The organism is Roseobacter sp. EG26 (assembly GCF_049830555.1).
Lineage (GTDB): Bacteria > Pseudomonadota > Alphaproteobacteria > Rhodobacterales > Rhodobacteraceae > Roseobacter.
This window is the reverse complement of sequence record NZ_JBNBLH010000003.1, coordinates 1-14534: the sequence shown is the minus strand read 5'-3', so window position 1 is coordinate 14534 and position 14534 is coordinate 1. Positions and strand designations below refer to the sequence as shown.

The following is a 14534-nucleotide window of genomic DNA, read 5'->3' as shown; positions in this document are numbered from 1 at the left end:
GGCGGCGTGCCTGCGAACGGGGCTGGTAATTCCGACAAAAAGTGTCGAAAAAGACCTCATGTCAGACGTACCTTCCGTTACCCCAATCCGAGCAGCCGCGCGACAGCGCAGGCCCGGCGATGGATTGCGCGGGCTATCGTCCTGGGCCTCAGTGATCGCGGCGATCTGTCTCCTGCCAATGCTGGCTGTGGCCATCGCCGCCTTGAGCGGCGGCACGGACACCATATCGCACCTGATGGACACGGTGCTGCCACGCTATGCAGGCACCACCGCCACGCTGGTCATTCTGGTGGCTGCGGGCACGTTTGCCCTGGGGGTCGGGGCGGCGTGGTTGGTGACCATGACCCGCTTCCCGGGAGTTCGGTTTTTCGAGATCACCTTGGTGCTGCCACTGGCTTTCCCGGCTTATGTGCTGGCCTATGCCTATACCCATGTTCTGGATCATCCCGGCATCGTACAAAGCACTTTGCGCGATCTGACCGGGTGGGGGCCGCGGGATTATTGGTTCCCGGAGGTGCGCTCTTTGGGTGGGGCCGCTGCAATGCTGGTTCTGGTGCTCTATCCTTACGTCTATCTTCTGGCGCGAGCTGCTTTTCTGCAGCAAAGTGCAACGACATTTCTGGCCGCCCGAGCCCTTGGCGCATCCGCCTGGGCCGCTTTTTTCAGGATCAGTCTGCCCCTTGCCCGCCCGGCCATCGCAGGAGGTGTTCTGCTGGCCGTCATGGAAACCATCGCTGATTTCGGAACAGTGGCCTATTTCGGGGTTCAGACGTTTGCGACCGGCATTTACACAAGCTGGTTCACGCTGGCAGATCGCGCCGGGGCGGCACAGCTCGCCCTTTGCCTTCTGAGTTTTGCGCTGCTGCTCGCGATGCTGGAACGCGCGCAGCGGGGGCGCGCGAAATACCATGATACGGCCCGTCGCCAGCAGCCGATGGAAGCTGCGGCGTTGCAAGGGCCCAGGGCGATCCTGGCAATTATCCTGTGCGGGATTCCGGTACTTTTCGGCGCGGTCCTGCCGATAGTCGTCTTACTGAGCATGGGGCTTGGATCAGAACAAAACCTGCTCAGTCCACGCTATCTGGGCTTCATTCAGAACTCGGTGACTTTGGCGGCAACAGCGGCTGTTGTCACAGTGGGTGCGGCGATCCTGGTCGGCTTTTATCAGCGCGCGCGACCGGGTCGCAGATCGCAAGCCGCCGCCTATGTGGCGCGTTTGGGCTATGCGGTCCCCGGCGGGGTGATTGCCGTCGGGCTGATGGTGCCATTTGCCCTTTTTGACAATACGCTGGACGCATGGATGCGCAGCACCTTCGATATTTCTACCGGGCTTCTGATCACCGGATCCATCTGGTTATTGGTCATGGCCTATATGGTGCGTTTTCTGGCCGCTGCCATGGGTGCCTATGAGGGCGGTCAGGCAATGGTGCCGGTCAACATGGATGCTGCCGCACGGTCTTTGGGACAGAGCGCCATGGGTACGTTGCGCCGGGTGCACCTGCCCATTTTGGCCCCAAGCTTGTTGACGGCGTTGTTGATCGTCTTCGTGGATGTGATGAAGGAACTGCCCGCGACCCTGATCATGCGGCCTTTCAATTATGACACACTGGCTGTGCAGGCCTACCGGCTGGCCTCTGACGAGCGTTTGGAAGGTGCTGCCGTGCCCAGCCTGGTGATCGTCGCCATCGGTCTGCTGCCGGTGATCCTGATTTGCCGTCAGGTCGGGCGGCAGCGGTAACCCCGTGCCAGTCAGCACCTTTGGTGCTGACCGATCCAGCAAGACGGTCAGGCGTTTTCGCCAATCTTATCCTGGGTTCTGGTCTCAAAATCACTCGCGTCGTGACGCTCGTGCAATTGCATTTCGGGCTCGCCAAAGCTGCGGTTGACCATGCGGCCCCGTTGTACGGCCGGGCGCGCATCAATCGCCTTGGCCCATCGCAGGACGTGTTTGTAGCTCTCTACATCCAGGAATTCGGCGGCGTCATAGAGCCTGCCGAGTACCAGTTGCCCATACCATGACCAGATCGCGATATCGGCTATGGTGTAGTCCGATCCGGCAATGAAGTCGCGGGTCGCCAATTGCCGGTCCAGCACATCGAGTTGGCGCTTGGTCTCCATCGCGAAACGATTGATCGGGTACTCGAATTTCTCCGGCGCATATGCGTAGAAGTGGCCAAACCCGCCCCCGAGATAGGGCGCTGAGCCCATTTGCCAGAATAGCCAGGACAAGGTTTCCGCGCGCGCGGCAGGATCGGTTGGTATGAACTTCCCGAATTTTTCCGCCAGATGCAGCAGGATCGCGCCGGATTCGAAGATGCGTTGGGGTGTGGCGCCCGACCGGTCCATCAGGGCAGGGATTTTGGAGTTTGGATTCACCTCGACAAATCCGCTGCCGAACTGATCTCCGTCGCCAATCTTGATCAGCCAGGCGTCATACTCGGCGTCCTTGATGCCTAGGGCGAGCAGCTCTTCAAGCAGAACCGTGACCTTGACGCCGTTGGGAGTGGCAAGGGAGTAGAGCTGAAATGGATGTTTGCCAACAGGCAACTCCTTGTCATGTGTCGCACCTGCAATGGGGCGGTTGATGCTGGCAAACTGGCCGCCATTCTCGGCGTCCCATGTCCAGATTTTCGGCGGGGTGTATTCAAGTGCTTTGGTCATGGAAGGCCTTTGTCAGCTAGGATTGAGAACTGCACTTATGCCGTTTGTCAGACAGTACAAGGTTTCACAAAACAAAGGCATGGCTGATCAAAACGTCAATGCCTTGCTTGAATTTTACCTTGAACGCAGGTGATCGAGAAATGCAGGCCGTGGCTTGTTTCATGGTGTCAGTGGCCATTTTACGACCTAAAGAATGGCGTGTTGCGGAAGTCCTCAGGCGTGCATGACGTTGATTGACCCTGCCTGCAAAGCCTGTCACCAAAAGACCCTTAATGCCATCGCGCCGTAACCCGGCCATGCGTTTTGGTCTGTGGCTGGTTGGCCAGCCTTTCTGATCCGGACGCAAGAATGAACGAAAGTGCCCTATGCTGATCATCTCCTTTCTTGTCCAGTTGATGGGCGCAACCATGCTCTTGCTGTTTGCGGTCCGGATGGTCAGGACGGGCATAGAGCGCGCCTTTGGGGCCTCTTTCCAACGCGTCGTGACGCAAAACCGCAACCGGGCGAGCGCGGCGCTAGCCGGTCTGACGCTGGCTGTGATCCTGCAAAGCTCCGCCGCGGTTGCCTTGCTGGTTGCCGGGTTTTCAACCGCCGGGGCAATCTCCTTTGGTTCGGGGCTCGCCGTGGTTCTGGGCGCGGATTTGGGGTCCGCATTGCTTATTCAGGTCTTCTCGTTCGATCTGCAGTGGCTGGTGCCCGTCCTTCTTGCGGTTGGGGGCGGTTTGTTCATCAAATCCCAACAGCGCAAGCTCAAACAAGCCGGTCGTATCGTGCTGGGCATTGCCTTCATCCTGATTTCCCTGCGGTTTTTGCGAGAAACCATGGATCCGATCCGGGACAGTGCGTTTTTACCGGTTATCGCTGATTACTTGGCAACCGATTTCATCAGCGCTTTCGTGGTAGGCGCCTCGTTGGCCTTCCTGATGCACTCCAGCGTTGCCGTCATCTTGATGTGCGTCACGCTGGTATCGGTGGGGGCAATCCCGGTTGTTGCAGGGGTTTCATTGGTGCTGGGGGCAAATCTGGGCAGCGCGCTGATCCCGGTCTGGCTGACGCGCGGCATGGTCAATGCGGCGCGTCGTGTTCCGGTTGCAAATCTTGCGCTGCGTGGGGCCGGGGCCTTCATCGTTCTATGCGCGGTCAATAAATTGGATCTGCTGCCCTACATCGGATCAATGACTTCGGCGCAGACGTTGATCAATGCTCATATCCTGTTCAACATGTTACTTCTGACCTTGCTGATCTTTGCGAACCGTTTGGAAGCACCGATTGCGCGCCTCTTGCCGGATCCTGCCCCCTCGCTTGAAGAGCAATCGCCTTTCCACAGGTCGACGCTTGATGAAACGGTGCTGGACAAGCCACATCTGGCGATCGCAAATCTCAAGCGCGAAGTTCTGCGCATGCTCCAACTGGTCGAGACCATGTTTGCGTCGATCATGGATGCCTATACAAAGTACGATCCCACCCAGGCCCGCGCGGTATTGTCAGAAGATGCCTATGTGAACGCGGCTCTCGATGACGTTCGCCGTTATTCTGCTGCATTGCAGGGCAGTGCCTTGAGCAAGGCCGAGAACAAGCGCGTCCGTGAGTTGGCGGAATACGCAATCGCGATTGAAACCGCCGGCGATATCGTGGCCAAGAGGCTCATCCCGCTGGCAAAAGAGAAAGCTCAAAAGGGGATCAGATTTTCTGAGAGCGGTGCTGCGGAAATCCAGAGCATGCACGAGCAGGTCAAAGCCAATCTGCAACTGGCATCGAACCTTCTGGTCTCAGACGATCTGGAAAGTGCACGGCTGTTGCTGGAAGAAAAGCAGGAGATGGCCCGGATGGAGCGAAAAAGCCGTAAAAGACACCTCAAGCGGTTGAGCGAAGGTGTCCAGATCAGTTTTGATTCCAGCGACATACATCTCGAAACCGTCAGTTCTCTGCGGGATTTCAACAGCCATGTCGCCTCCGCAGCCTATCCACTCTTATATCGTGGTGGACAGCTTCTAGAGACACGGCTGATTGAGCAGGAATTCGAAGATATAGACGTGCGTCAAAGGTAATCAAATCCCCGATACGTGGGCATGTCCTAGCTACAAAGCAAAAAACCGCCCCAAAAGGAGCGGCTTTTACGAGTTGATCGCGCGGGTCTTCAGCCCTGGCGGGCTTTGAACCGGCGTTGCGTTTTGTTGATTACGTAAACGCGGCCTTTGCGACGCACAACACGGCAGTCGCGGTGCCGATTCTTGAGCGAGCGGAGCGAATTGCGAACCTTCATGGTCGGTCTCCTCATGTCGTGGCGCGGGCCAGCGCCGGGTTGCGGGCGATCCGGAAAATCCGGACCAGTTCATCAGGTGGTGGGCGATACTGGGATCGAACCAGTGACCCCTTCGATGTCAACGAAGTGCTCTACCGCTGAGCTAATCACCCCCTATATCACACGATTTCCGTTGCCCCGAATAAAAATGGGGCGCGAAAAACGCGCCGGTAGCGGGGTCTTTAAAAGGAGTCGCGGCCAAGATCAAGGGCTTTCGGCCATTGTATTTTATGGGTTATGGTCTGACCAAGAGGAACCCCTATGCTGAAGCCGGCTTTTGAAGTTTTTTATCCCCAAAGCAACCAGTCTTGCGTGGTGTTTGCGTCACCTCACAGCGGGCGTCATTATCCTGCATCGCTTTTACGGGCCACGGTGCTGGATGATAAGGCGATCCGGTCGTCTGAAGACGCATTTGTAGATCAACTATTCGAATCCGCGCCGCAGTTCGGTGCAAGCTTTCTCAAGGCGCGCGCCCCGCGTGCGTTTGTTGACCTGAACCGCAGCAGTGATGAGCTTGACCCGGCGCTCATCGTTGGCGTGCGTCGGCGCGGTCACAATCCCCGTGTTGCCTCGGGTCTGGGTGTGATCCCGCGCGTGGTCGCGAATGGTCGGGCGATCTACCGGGGCAAGCTGAGCATTCTCGAAGCGAATCAACGGCTCGCTGACTACTGGCATCCCTATCATGAGATGTTGCAAAGCTTGCTGGACCGCGCTGTCACGCATCATGGTCAGGCTGTCTTGATAGATTGCCACTCCATGCCGCACGAGGCGTTGCAGGGCATTGCCCGGACGGGTGCCAAATGCCCCGAAGTTGTGCTGGGAGACCGATTTGGCGCAGCCGCCGCTGGTGATGTGGTCGACCGTGTGGAGATGGCCTTTCGCGATGCGGGTTTCGCCGTAACGCGCAATGCCCCCTTTGCCGGGGCCTATGTGACCCAGGCTTACGGTCGTCCCTCGCGCGGCCAGCATGCCGTGCAGGTTGAAATTGATCGTGCCATTTACATGGACGAAAAGCAGATCAAGCCCTCCGAGCATTTTGCCGATGTGCAGCGTGCTTTGCGGTCTGTCATTGCCGAGATTGCGCAAATTGGTCAGGAGCGCAGGCCGCTGGCGGCCGAATAACCTACCTGAGCGCGCGGCCTTTCAGGATAGCCTCAGGGCCAAAGCGGGCGCGAATTTCGTCTGTTGCCCGCTCAGCCTGAACTCTTTGCGTGGCATCCTGATCCAGCAGATCACCGGATCGGTCGGCACCAGCCGCATCAACGAGGTCGGAAAGGCCACAACCCAACAACCGGTATGGCCCTTGATCTCCAAGCTGGTCAAACAACGCACGCGCTGTTCTGTAAATGGTGTCGGCCAGTTGCGTTGCATCCCGAAGGCTGAGCCGTCTTGAAATCAACGAGTGGTCAGCGCGTTTCAGCTTGAGGGTGACCACCCGCCCGGCAATATCCTTTGCCTTGGCGCGATCCGATACTTTTTCGGCCATGCGCCACAGGTGTCCATCAAGCAACTCCGGATCGCTGGTATCTTCAAAAAATGTGGTCTCGTTGGAGATGGATTTTACAGGTGTGTGGGCAGATATGCGACGGCGGTCCTGTCCACGTGCAAGATGCCACAAGCGGTCGCCCATCGATCCGAAACGCGCGATGAGGTCAGTGCGCTCCCACCGCAAGAGGTCCGAGAAAGTCCGAATACCTGCCTTTTCAAAACCGGCCTGTGCCGCCGGACCGACACCCCAGATCAAACGTACCGGTTTATGACGCAGAAAACTCTCCGTCTCCGCCTTGCCGATCACTGAAAAGCCGTGCGGTTTGTCGAGATCTGATGCCACCTTCGCCAGAAACTTGTTGTGTGACAGGCCAATGGAGCCGGTCAGACCCAATTCGGTGCGCATCCGCCGGATCAGACGGGCCAGCATCACAGCGGGCGGAGCACCATGCAGCCGCTCGGTGCCCGAAAGATCCATGAAAGCCTCATCCAGCGACAGCGGCTCAATGTCCGGGGTCAGTTCTTCCATCATTGCGCGAATGGCGCGCGACGCTTCCACATAGGCGCTCATTCGGGGTTTGATGATAACGGCTTCGGGGCAAAGCTTAAGGGCCTGAAACATTGGCATCGCCGACTTTACCCCGCGGATGCGGGCGACGTAGCAGGCCGTAGACACGACACCGCGACGTCCGCCACCGATGATGACCGGCTTGCCTTCGAGGCTTGGGTCATCCCGCTTTTCAACCGATGCGTAAAAGGCGTCGCAATCCATATGGGCGATCGACAAGGCGAAAAGCTCAGGGTGCGTGATGATGCGGGGACTGGCGCAGGACGGGCACCGGCGCGCGGCATCAAATTCGGTCAGGCAATCGCGGCAAAGAGCAGGCATCTGCGAGGGCTTTTGAGTTGGTTGAGATATCTTGCGATCCTACGCCGTCCTGCTGCAAATGAACATGGGCTTCGGGGCTCCATTCCGTTTGGGCATGCGCCAAAGCCGTAGCTTCGGCACCATGTTCGAACTGCCATTTCAGGGAAAATGGAACGCAGATAGAGGCGTCTGTAAGTATCTATGTGTTCGTGGGAAGACGAGCAATGTATCCGCATCGAACCTGGGCCCTGTTTTGTGGCTGCGGACATGATGGGTACAGAAAAACCCCCCGCTGCATTAAGCGGGGGGAGGTAACGAACCTCAGGAAGACGCGGTTCGTTGGGGAGTATCACCTTACGTCAACTTACCACTTAAAGGCGAATGCGCCTAACCGCGAATGCCGAGGGCAAACAACATCCTGTATTCTGTTGTTTCCGGGACACAGTTTGTAGATTTCTCGATTTATGTGCTGGTTATGTGATGTTGTGGATAACCTGGCATTATTCTTCGAGTTCAGTGGTTTGGACTTAAGGCTTGCGGGCTGTTGAGCTCTGCCAAAATGCGCATTGCCGCCGCGCGCGGATCGGAGGATTTCCATACCGGACGGCCGACAACGATGTGATCTGCGCCATCAGCAATGGCGTTTGCCGGGGTTGCGACTCGTTTCTGATCTCCCAGATCGGCACCTGCCGGACGCACGCCCGGCGTTACGATCAGACGGTTTCCAGCATCTGGCAGGGTGCGAATCATCGCCGCCTCACGAGGCGATGCAATGACACCATCCGCACCGGCCTCAAACGCCGCCTGGGCGCGGGCGGCGACCAATTCGGAGAGATCACCGGGACGCATCTGGCAAGCATCGAGATCGGTACGGTCAAGAGAGGTCAGAATGGTTACGGCCAGAATTTTTGTTTCCGACCCTGCTGCCCCTTCCTTGGCTGCGCGAACCACATGCGGGTCGCCGTGGACCGTCAGGAAATCGAGGTCGAACTGCGCTAAACCCCGCACCGCTGCCTCGACCGTTGCACCTATGTCGAAGAGCTTCATATCCAGAAAGATGCGCTTGCCATGCTCCTGTTTAAGTTCGTTGGCCAAAGCCAGACCGCCGCCCGTCAGCATGCCCAGACCGATCTTGTAAAAACTGACGGCGTCGCCAAGTCTTTCCGCCAGTTGATGGCCCGCCAGCGCGTTTGGTACATCCAGCGCCACGATCAATCTGTCATCTGCCATGCTTTTCGCTCCCCTTGGCCTGACGCTTCCTTAGGGGCTGGATTGTCCCATGTCCATGTGCCCTGCAGTTGGATGTAAAAAGACCCGGAAGACATGCCGAGGCCATGTTCCGGGTCAGGTGGGTACTCGCGGTCGTTGGCGGTTCTGATCTTACCGTCCCGTTAACGTTCTTACGGCAAACAGAACCTTATTGATTTCGACCGCTCATGCGCCCGGTCAGCAGAAAATCGACCGGAACGCATGACTGGAACTGGCAGAACAAGCCAAATGGTTAAGCACTATTCGTAATCAGGCGCGTTGGAAGTGGAGTAATTTGCGCGTTTTGATGACGTATAGATAGGCATTGGAAAGGCTGGGGTAACGGGGAAAGGGCTGGTGAGGTTCCCATGAGAAACGGTTTTGATCTGGATCAGCGAAAGGGTCAATTTTTGCGCCTAATCTGGTTGCGGGTGATCGAAGGCCGCGCCCCTCTTGAAGCGCGGTCTTACGTCCCCCAAATAACATCCAAGGCCCTTTCCGCTGACGTGCCGCCAAGTCGGGCGCAGCATTACGGGGCGCTTTAGAAAAGGAGAAAACCCATGGACTTGACCAAGTTCACGGAACGGTCGCGCGGCTTCATTCAGGCTGCCCAGACGATCGCGACACGGGAAAGCCACCAGCGGCTGGCCCCTGAGCACATGTTGAAAGCATTGTTGGATGATGATCAGGGGTTGGCGAGCAACCTGATCTCTGCAGCTGGCGGCAAACCTGCCCAGGTGATGCAGTCGCTTGAATTGGCGCTCACCAAGATGCCGAAGGTCAGTGGCGACGCCGCTCAGGTGTATCTCGACAACGCAACACAGAAAGTTCTTGTCGAAGCGGAAGCCTTGGCCAAAAAGGCGGGTGACAGTTTTGTGCCGGTAGAACGGCTGCTTATGGCGCTCTGTATGGTGAAATCGGGTGCGAAATCTGCGCTTGATGCGGGGGGTGTGACCGCTCAAGCCCTGAATTCCGCGATCAATGATGTTCGCAAGGGGCGCAAGGCTGATACGGCAACCGCAGAGGAGGGGTATGATGCGTTGAAGAAATACGCGTTGGATCTGACCGAGCGGGCAAAAGAGGGCAAGATTGACCCGATCATTGGCCGTGACGAGGAAATCCGCCGCGCCATGCAGGTGTTGTCGCGGCGCACCAAGAACAACCCGGTGCTGATTGGTGAGCCGGGTGTGGGTAAAACCGCGATTGCCGAAGGGTTGGCCCTGCGTATCGTCAATGGTGATGTGCCCGAAAGCCTGCGCAACAAGAAACTTCTGGCGCTTGATATGGGCGCGCTGATCGCCGGCGCGAAATATCGCGGCGAGTTCGAGGAGCGCCTCAAAGCTGTGCTGACTGAAGTGACGGAAGCTGCCGGCGAGATCATCCTTTTCATTGACGAGATGCACACGCTGGTGGGCGCGGGCAAGGCCGATGGCGCGATGGATGCGGCGAACCTGATCAAACCCGCCCTTGCGCGCGGTGAACTGCATTGCGTGGGGGCCACAACGCTCGATGAATACCGCAAATATGTAGAGAAGGACGCGGCCCTTGCGCGCCGTTTTCAGCCGGTGATGATCTTGGAGCCCACGGTGGAGGACACGGTCAGCATCCTGCGCGGGATCAAGGAGAAATACGAGTTGCACCACGGGGTGCGGATATCGGATTCTGCGCTGGTGGCGGCCTCGACGCTGAGCCATCGCTATATCACCGACCGGTTCCTGCCGGACAAGGCCATTGACCTTGTGGATGAGGCGGCCAGCCGGTTGCGCATGGAAGTGGACAGCAAACCCGAAGAACTGGACGCGTTGGACCGCCAGATATTGCAGATGCAGATCGAGGCCGAAGCCCTGCGGCTGGAAGATGACAGTGCCAGCAAGGACCGCCTGGAAACGCTGGAGAAGGACCTCGCCGATTTGCAGGAACGCAGTGACGGGATGACCGCGCAGTGGCAGGCGGAACGCGACAAGCTGTCCAGCGCGCGGGATCTGAAGGAAAAGCTGGATCACGCCCGCGCCGAGCTGGAGATCGCCAAGCGCGAGGGCAATCTGGCCAAGGCCGGGGAGCTATCCTACGGGGTGATCCCGCAGATCGAAAAGCAGTTGCAGGATGCCGAAGGACGCGACGAGGGCGACATGATGGTCGAGGAAGCGGTGCGGCCCGAACAGATCGCCAGCGTTGTCGAGCGCTGGACAGGTATTCCGGCGGGCAAAATGCTGGAAGGCGAACGCGACAAGCTGTTGCGCATGGAAGATCAATTGCACAAGCGGGTGATCGGGCAGGCTACGGCTGTGCGTGCTGTTGCCAATGCGGTGCGCCGCGCGCGGGCCGGTCTGAATGACGAAAACCGCCCGCTGGGGTCGTTCCTGTTTCTGGGGCCAACCGGTGTCGGCAAGACCGAGTTGACCAAGGCCGTGGCGGAATTCCTATTCGACGATGACAACGCGATGGTGCGCATTGACATGTCGGAATACATGGAAAAACACAGCGTTGCCCGTCTGATCGGTGCCCCTCCGGGTTATGTTGGATATGATGAGGGCGGCGCGCTGACCGAAAGCGTGCGCCGGCGTCCCTATCAGGTCGTGCTCTTTGATGAGGTCGAAAAGGCGCACCCGGATGTTTTCAACGTGCTCTTGCAGGTGCTTGACGATGGGGTGCTGACCGATGGTCAGGGCCGGACGGTGGATTTCAAACAGACGCTCATCATCCTGACATCGAACCTGGGCGCACAGAGCCTCAGCCGCTTGCCCGATGGCGCGGATGCCTCTGATGCCAAGCGTGACGTGATGGACGCGGTGCGTGCGCATTTCCGGCCGGAATTTCTGAACCGGCTGGATGAAACCATCATCTTTGACCGGCTGGGCCGCGAGGACATGGACGGCATTGTCGATATCCAGCTGGCGCGGCTTCTCAAGAGGCTCGCGGCGCGGAAAATCACGCTCGATCTGGATGACGGTGCGCGCAAATGGCTGGCTGATGAGGGCTATGATCCGGTGTTTGGCGCGCGGCCGCTCAAACGGGTGATCCAGCGAGCCTTGCAGGACCCCCTGGCTGAAATGCTTCTGGCGAGCGATGTGAAGGACGGCGACACGCTGGTCATATCAGCAGGCAGTGAAGGGCTGATCATCGGAGACCGTGTTACCGCGACCAACAGACCCAAACCGGATGATGCCGTCATCCATTGACGCCGCTTTGGAAATAACGTCAGAAAGGCCGGGCATATGACCCGGCCTTTTTCATGATCCTCCCCCCCGACATGGTGATATTCGACTGCGACGGTGTTCTCGTTGACAGTGAACCGCTGACCAATGTGGTCATGCGTAATAATTTGGCACGTCATGGGCTGGATATTTCCCTCGACCGGATAACCGAACTATTTGTTGGCGGCACCATGATGGGCGTGATGCAAAAAAGCCGGGAACTGGGTGCAGACCTGCCGGAGGACTGGCTGGACGCGATTTACGCGGAAATGTTTGATGTGCTTGCCCAGGAGGTTGAACTGATCCCGGATATCAAGCCGGTGCTGGATGCGTTGGATGCGGCAGGCATCCTGTATGCGGTGGGCTCAAACGGACCGCACCGCAAGATGGAGATCACACTGACCCGCACGGGCTTGATGGACCGTTTCAGGGGCAGGATCGTGTCGCGCGAAGATGTAGCAACGCCCAAACCGGCCCCGGACGTGTATCTGAAAGCGGCGCGCGATGCCGGTATCGCCGTGGATCGTTGCGTGGTTGTGGATGACAGCCCCAGCGGCGCGCGCGCCGGACAGGCTGCCGGGATGATCACATTCGGCTATGTCGCCCAGAGCGATCGGGGGCGCATGAAACCCGTTTGCGACCGGCTTTTTACCTCCATGAAAGACTTGCCCGGTATGCTTGGCCTGTGAGCGGGCGCGGCAAACGTTACAGTTTCCTGTCTCATTCGTGACTCGAATTGGTTTGGTGCTGCGCGTACTACTCTCTACATGAAGCGCAACGCGATCACGCAGGAGTAACAAATGGCACACCGTTGGACCAACACGCTGACCCATGAAGACGTCACTTCTGAACGCCTGTTTCTGAACCGTCGTCAGGTGATGGCGGGGGCTGCGGCAGGCTTCGGGATGGCTGGTCTGGGTACGCAGGCCGCGGCTGAGGAAGCGTTGGAGCCCAACTCCTGGGAAGACATCACGGAATATAACAACTTCTACGAATTCGGCACCGGCAAAGGCGACCCGGCGGCCTATGCCGAGGCGCTGACGACCGATCCCTGGACAGTGACCATCGACGGGCTGGTGGATAGACCCGGCGATTACGATTTCAAGGACATCATGGCGCGGATGACGGTCGAAGAGCGCATCTACCGGTTCCGCTGTGTTGAAGCCTGGTCCATGGTGATCCCCTGGAATGGTTTTGAACTGGCGGATTTGCTGGAGATGGCAGGGGTGAAGGCCGAGGCGAAGTTCGTCCGCTTCGAGACACTCTACCGGCCCGAGGAAATGCGGGGCCAGAAATACCGCACCATCGACTGGCCCTATGTGGAGGGTCTGCGTCTGGATGAGGCTCTGCACCCGCTGACGATCATGGCCACGGGGATTTACGGCAAGACCATTCCCAACCAGAATGGTGCACCCATGCGGCTTGTGGTGCCGTGGAAATATGGTTTCAAGTCGATCAAGTCGATTGTGAAGATCACCCTGACCGATGAAGAGCCGATCAATACCTGGAAAGCCCTTCAGGCCAGCGAATACGGGTTTTATGCCAATGTGAACCCGGAGGTCGATCACCCACGCTGGTCCCAGGCGTCCGAGCGCAAGATCGGCGGTGGGCTGTTTTCGCCGCGCGTGCCGACCCTGAAGTTCAACGGGTACGAAGAAGAAGTTGCCAGCCTCTACGAAGGCATGGATCTGCGAGCCAACTTTTAACTTCTCTTGTGTTAGAGTGCCTCTATGACTGTCGTTGACTGGATAAATACATTCGCGCGCCGGATACCCGTCTGGGCGGTCTATGTGCTGTATCTGTTGCCGGTGCCATATCTGTTGTATCTTGCGCAAACCGGCGGTCTGGGACGTGAGCCGATCAAGGCGCTTGAACACGAGCTTGGCGAGATTGCCTTGCAACTGCTGATCATCGGGCTGACGATCACGCCATTGCGCCGTTGGCTCGGGCTGAACCTGTTGAAATTTCGACGAGCGTTTGGGCTTCTTGCCTTTAGTTATGTCGCGTTGCACTTGCTGGTTTGGTTGGTGCTCGATGTCGGGATCATCAGTCAAATCTGGACCGATATTGTCAAACGGCCCTACATCACCATCGGCATGGCGGCCTTTCTGTTGCTTCTGCCTTTGGCGGTAACCTCGAACAACCTTTCCGTACGCAAGCTTGGGACCAGATGGCGCAAGCTTCACCGTCTCTCATATGTGGCGGTATTCCTGGGTGGATTGCATTACCTGATGCTGACCAAAACCTGGTCGGTGGAGCCGATGGTTTACATGGCGGTCATCGTTGGTCTCTTAATGCTGCGACTTCCCACGGCGCGCCGCAAACAAGCTGTCTGACAAGACTTTGCCTCTCGATCAGCGTGCCTAGCGGTGCCTCTGGGCCTTGATGGGACGCAGAGGGATCGGGCGTTGCTTTGGAAGTCCCGGGGCCTGCATATCGAAGGGTTGAGTCGGCCTTTTAAGAGGCGGAGACTCAAGGTGACTTGGGGTCGCGTATTTACCTAACGCTATATATAGCGGTTGATGGTCTGGCCCTTGCGCGCGGTCAACGAAATAGAGTTGCTAATGGCGCATGTTTTGAGGAACTTTTGCCAAGCAACCCGCTGAATTCAGGGCACAATAAAGAAACATGAAAAAAAAATGACGTTTTCCGAAAAAAGGGGTTGCGGGTGGGTTGGAGTAACCTTAGAACCCCCCTCACCGGCGACGCAGCGATGCATTGTTGGGGCGCCAGACGGGCGGGACGGGGCGGCGACGCCACAGACCGAGACGAG

General features: G+C 57.9%; 13 protein-coding genes and 1 tRNA gene. 8 read left to right on the top strand and 6 right to left on the bottom strand.

Going from position 1 to position 14534, the window contains the following annotated elements; translation table 11 throughout:
- Positions 1–58 precede the first annotated feature (58 nt).
- Entirely contained in the window at positions 59–1738 is a 1680-nt protein-coding gene (locus tag ACOTTU_RS07925) for an ABC transporter permease (protein WP_425657166.1), read from the top strand.
- A 47-nt stretch (positions 1739–1785) separates the two neighbouring features.
- On the opposite strand, the gene yghU is transcribed toward ACOTTU_RS07925, so the two are convergent.
- The gene (gene yghU / locus ACOTTU_RS07920) at positions 1786–2661 is read right to left on the bottom strand and encodes a glutathione-dependent disulfide-bond oxidoreductase (protein ID WP_425657164.1); all 876 of its coding nucleotides are present in this window, start codon (positions 2659–2661) and stop codon (positions 1786–1788) included.
- A 64-nt stretch (positions 2662–2725) separates the two neighbouring features.
- Positions 2726–3070, bottom strand: coding sequence for a hypothetical protein (locus tag ACOTTU_RS07915; RefSeq protein WP_425657163.1), 345 nt, complete (start codon positions 3068–3070; stop codon positions 2726–2728).
- On the opposite strand from ACOTTU_RS07915, the gene ACOTTU_RS07910 reads away from it, so the two are divergent.
- Positions 3069–4709, top strand: a complete 1641-nt coding sequence (locus tag ACOTTU_RS07910; protein ID WP_425657161.1) for a Na/Pi cotransporter family protein — start codon at positions 3069–3071, stop codon at positions 4707–4709. The genes ACOTTU_RS07915 and ACOTTU_RS07910 overlap by 2 nt on opposite strands.
- An 89-nt stretch (positions 4710–4798) precedes the next feature.
- On the opposite strand, the gene ykgO is transcribed toward ACOTTU_RS07910, so the two are convergent.
- Complete coding sequence (gene ykgO / locus ACOTTU_RS07905; RefSeq protein WP_005850168.1) at positions 4799–4924, bottom strand: type B 50S ribosomal protein L36; 126 nt, start codon at positions 4922–4924, stop codon at positions 4799–4801.
- A gap of 77 nt (positions 4925–5001) precedes the next feature.
- Positions 5002–5076 (bottom strand) — tRNA-Val (locus ACOTTU_RS07900).
- A 148-nt stretch (positions 5077–5224) separates the two neighbouring features.
- On the opposite strand from ACOTTU_RS07900, the gene ACOTTU_RS07895 reads away from it, so the two are divergent.
- A complete protein-coding gene (locus tag ACOTTU_RS07895; protein ID WP_298915324.1) occupies positions 5225–6085 on the top strand; it encodes an N-formylglutamate amidohydrolase in 861 nt (286 codons plus the stop codon).
- A gap of 1 nt (position 6086) precedes the next feature.
- Here the strand turns inward: ACOTTU_RS07895 and ACOTTU_RS07890 are convergent, their stop codons facing one another.
- A complete protein-coding gene (locus ACOTTU_RS07890; RefSeq protein WP_298915319.1) occupies positions 6087–7340 on the bottom strand; it encodes a DNA polymerase IV in 1254 nt (417 codons plus the stop codon).
- A gap of 492 nt (positions 7341–7832) precedes the next feature.
- Positions 7833–8549: an orotidine-5'-phosphate decarboxylase gene (gene pyrF, locus ACOTTU_RS07885; RefSeq protein WP_425657157.1), complete on the bottom strand. Its 717-nt coding sequence runs from the start codon at positions 8547–8549 to the stop codon at positions 7833–7835.
- A 386-nt stretch (positions 8550–8935) separates the two neighbouring features.
- Here pyrF and ACOTTU_RS07880 point away from each other — a divergent pair, with 386 nt between their 5' ends.
- The 5 genes from ACOTTU_RS07880 (at position 8936) to msrQ (ending at position 14097) form a co-directional block, all read left to right on the top strand.
- Positions 8936–9112, top strand: coding sequence for a hypothetical protein (locus ACOTTU_RS07880; RefSeq protein WP_425657155.1), 177 nt, complete (start codon positions 8936–8938; stop codon positions 9110–9112).
- Between the two features lie 15 nt (positions 9113–9127).
- Positions 9128–11746 carry an ATP-dependent chaperone ClpB gene (gene clpB, locus ACOTTU_RS07875; protein WP_425657153.1) on the top strand — a complete coding sequence of 873 codons (2619 nt, stop codon included), beginning with the start codon at positions 9128–9130 and terminating at the stop codon, positions 11744–11746.
- A 53-nt stretch (positions 11747–11799) separates the two neighbouring features.
- On the top strand, positions 11800–12450 hold the full coding sequence (locus ACOTTU_RS07870) for an HAD family hydrolase (RefSeq protein WP_425657151.1): 651 nt from the start codon (positions 11800–11802) through the stop codon (positions 12448–12450).
- A gap of 111 nt (positions 12451–12561) precedes the next feature.
- Positions 12562–13467 carry a protein-methionine-sulfoxide reductase catalytic subunit MsrP gene (msrP, locus tag ACOTTU_RS07865; protein WP_425657149.1) on the top strand — a complete coding sequence of 302 codons (906 nt, stop codon included), beginning with the start codon at positions 12562–12564 and terminating at the stop codon, positions 13465–13467.
- 24 nt (positions 13468–13491) lie between these two features.
- The gene (gene msrQ, locus ACOTTU_RS07860) at positions 13492–14097 is read left to right on the top strand and encodes a protein-methionine-sulfoxide reductase heme-binding subunit MsrQ (RefSeq protein ID WP_425657147.1); all 606 of its coding nucleotides are present in this window, start codon (positions 13492–13494) and stop codon (positions 14095–14097) included.
- The last annotated feature ends 437 nt before the right edge of the window (positions 14098–14534 follow it).

What these genes read in the sequence shown, in the direction of transcription:
- ACOTTU_RS07925 (WP_425657166.1), top strand. Translation starts at nt 59, where the DNA reads ATGTCAGACGTACCTTCCGTTACCCCAATCCGAGCAGCCGCGCGACAG.
- yghU (WP_425657164.1), bottom strand. Translation starts at nt 2,661, where the DNA reads ATGACCAAAGCACTTGAATACACCCCGCCGAAAATCTGGACATGGGAC.
- ACOTTU_RS07910 (WP_425657161.1), top strand. Translation starts at nt 3,069, where the DNA reads ATGCTCTTGCTGTTTGCGGTCCGGATGGTCAGGACGGGCATAGAGCGC.
- ACOTTU_RS07915 (WP_425657163.1), bottom strand. Translation starts at nt 3,070, where the DNA reads ATGGTTGCGCCCATCAACTGGACAAGAAAGGAGATGATCAGCATAGGG.
- ykgO (WP_005850168.1), bottom strand. Translation starts at nt 4,924, where the DNA reads ATGAAGGTTCGCAATTCGCTCCGCTCGCTCAAGAATCGGCACCGCGAC.
- ACOTTU_RS07895 (WP_298915324.1), top strand. Translation starts at nt 5,225, where the DNA reads ATGCTGAAGCCGGCTTTTGAAGTTTTTTATCCCCAAAGCAACCAGTCT.
- ACOTTU_RS07890 (WP_298915319.1), bottom strand. Translation starts at nt 7,340, where the DNA reads ATGCCTGCTCTTTGCCGCGATTGCCTGACCGAATTTGATGCCGCGCGC.
- pyrF (WP_425657157.1), bottom strand. Translation starts at nt 8,549, where the DNA reads ATGGCAGATGACAGATTGATCGTGGCGCTGGATGTACCAAACGCGCTG.
- ACOTTU_RS07880 (WP_425657155.1), top strand. Translation starts at nt 8,936, where the DNA reads ATGAGAAACGGTTTTGATCTGGATCAGCGAAAGGGTCAATTTTTGCGC.
- clpB (WP_425657153.1), top strand. Translation starts at nt 9,128, where the DNA reads ATGGACTTGACCAAGTTCACGGAACGGTCGCGCGGCTTCATTCAGGCT.
- ACOTTU_RS07870 (WP_425657151.1), top strand. Translation starts at nt 11,800, where the DNA reads ATGATCCTCCCCCCCGACATGGTGATATTCGACTGCGACGGTGTTCTC.
- msrP (WP_425657149.1), top strand. Translation starts at nt 12,562, where the DNA reads ATGGCACACCGTTGGACCAACACGCTGACCCATGAAGACGTCACTTCT.
- msrQ (WP_425657147.1), top strand. Translation starts at nt 13,492, where the DNA reads ATGACTGTCGTTGACTGGATAAATACATTCGCGCGCCGGATACCCGTC.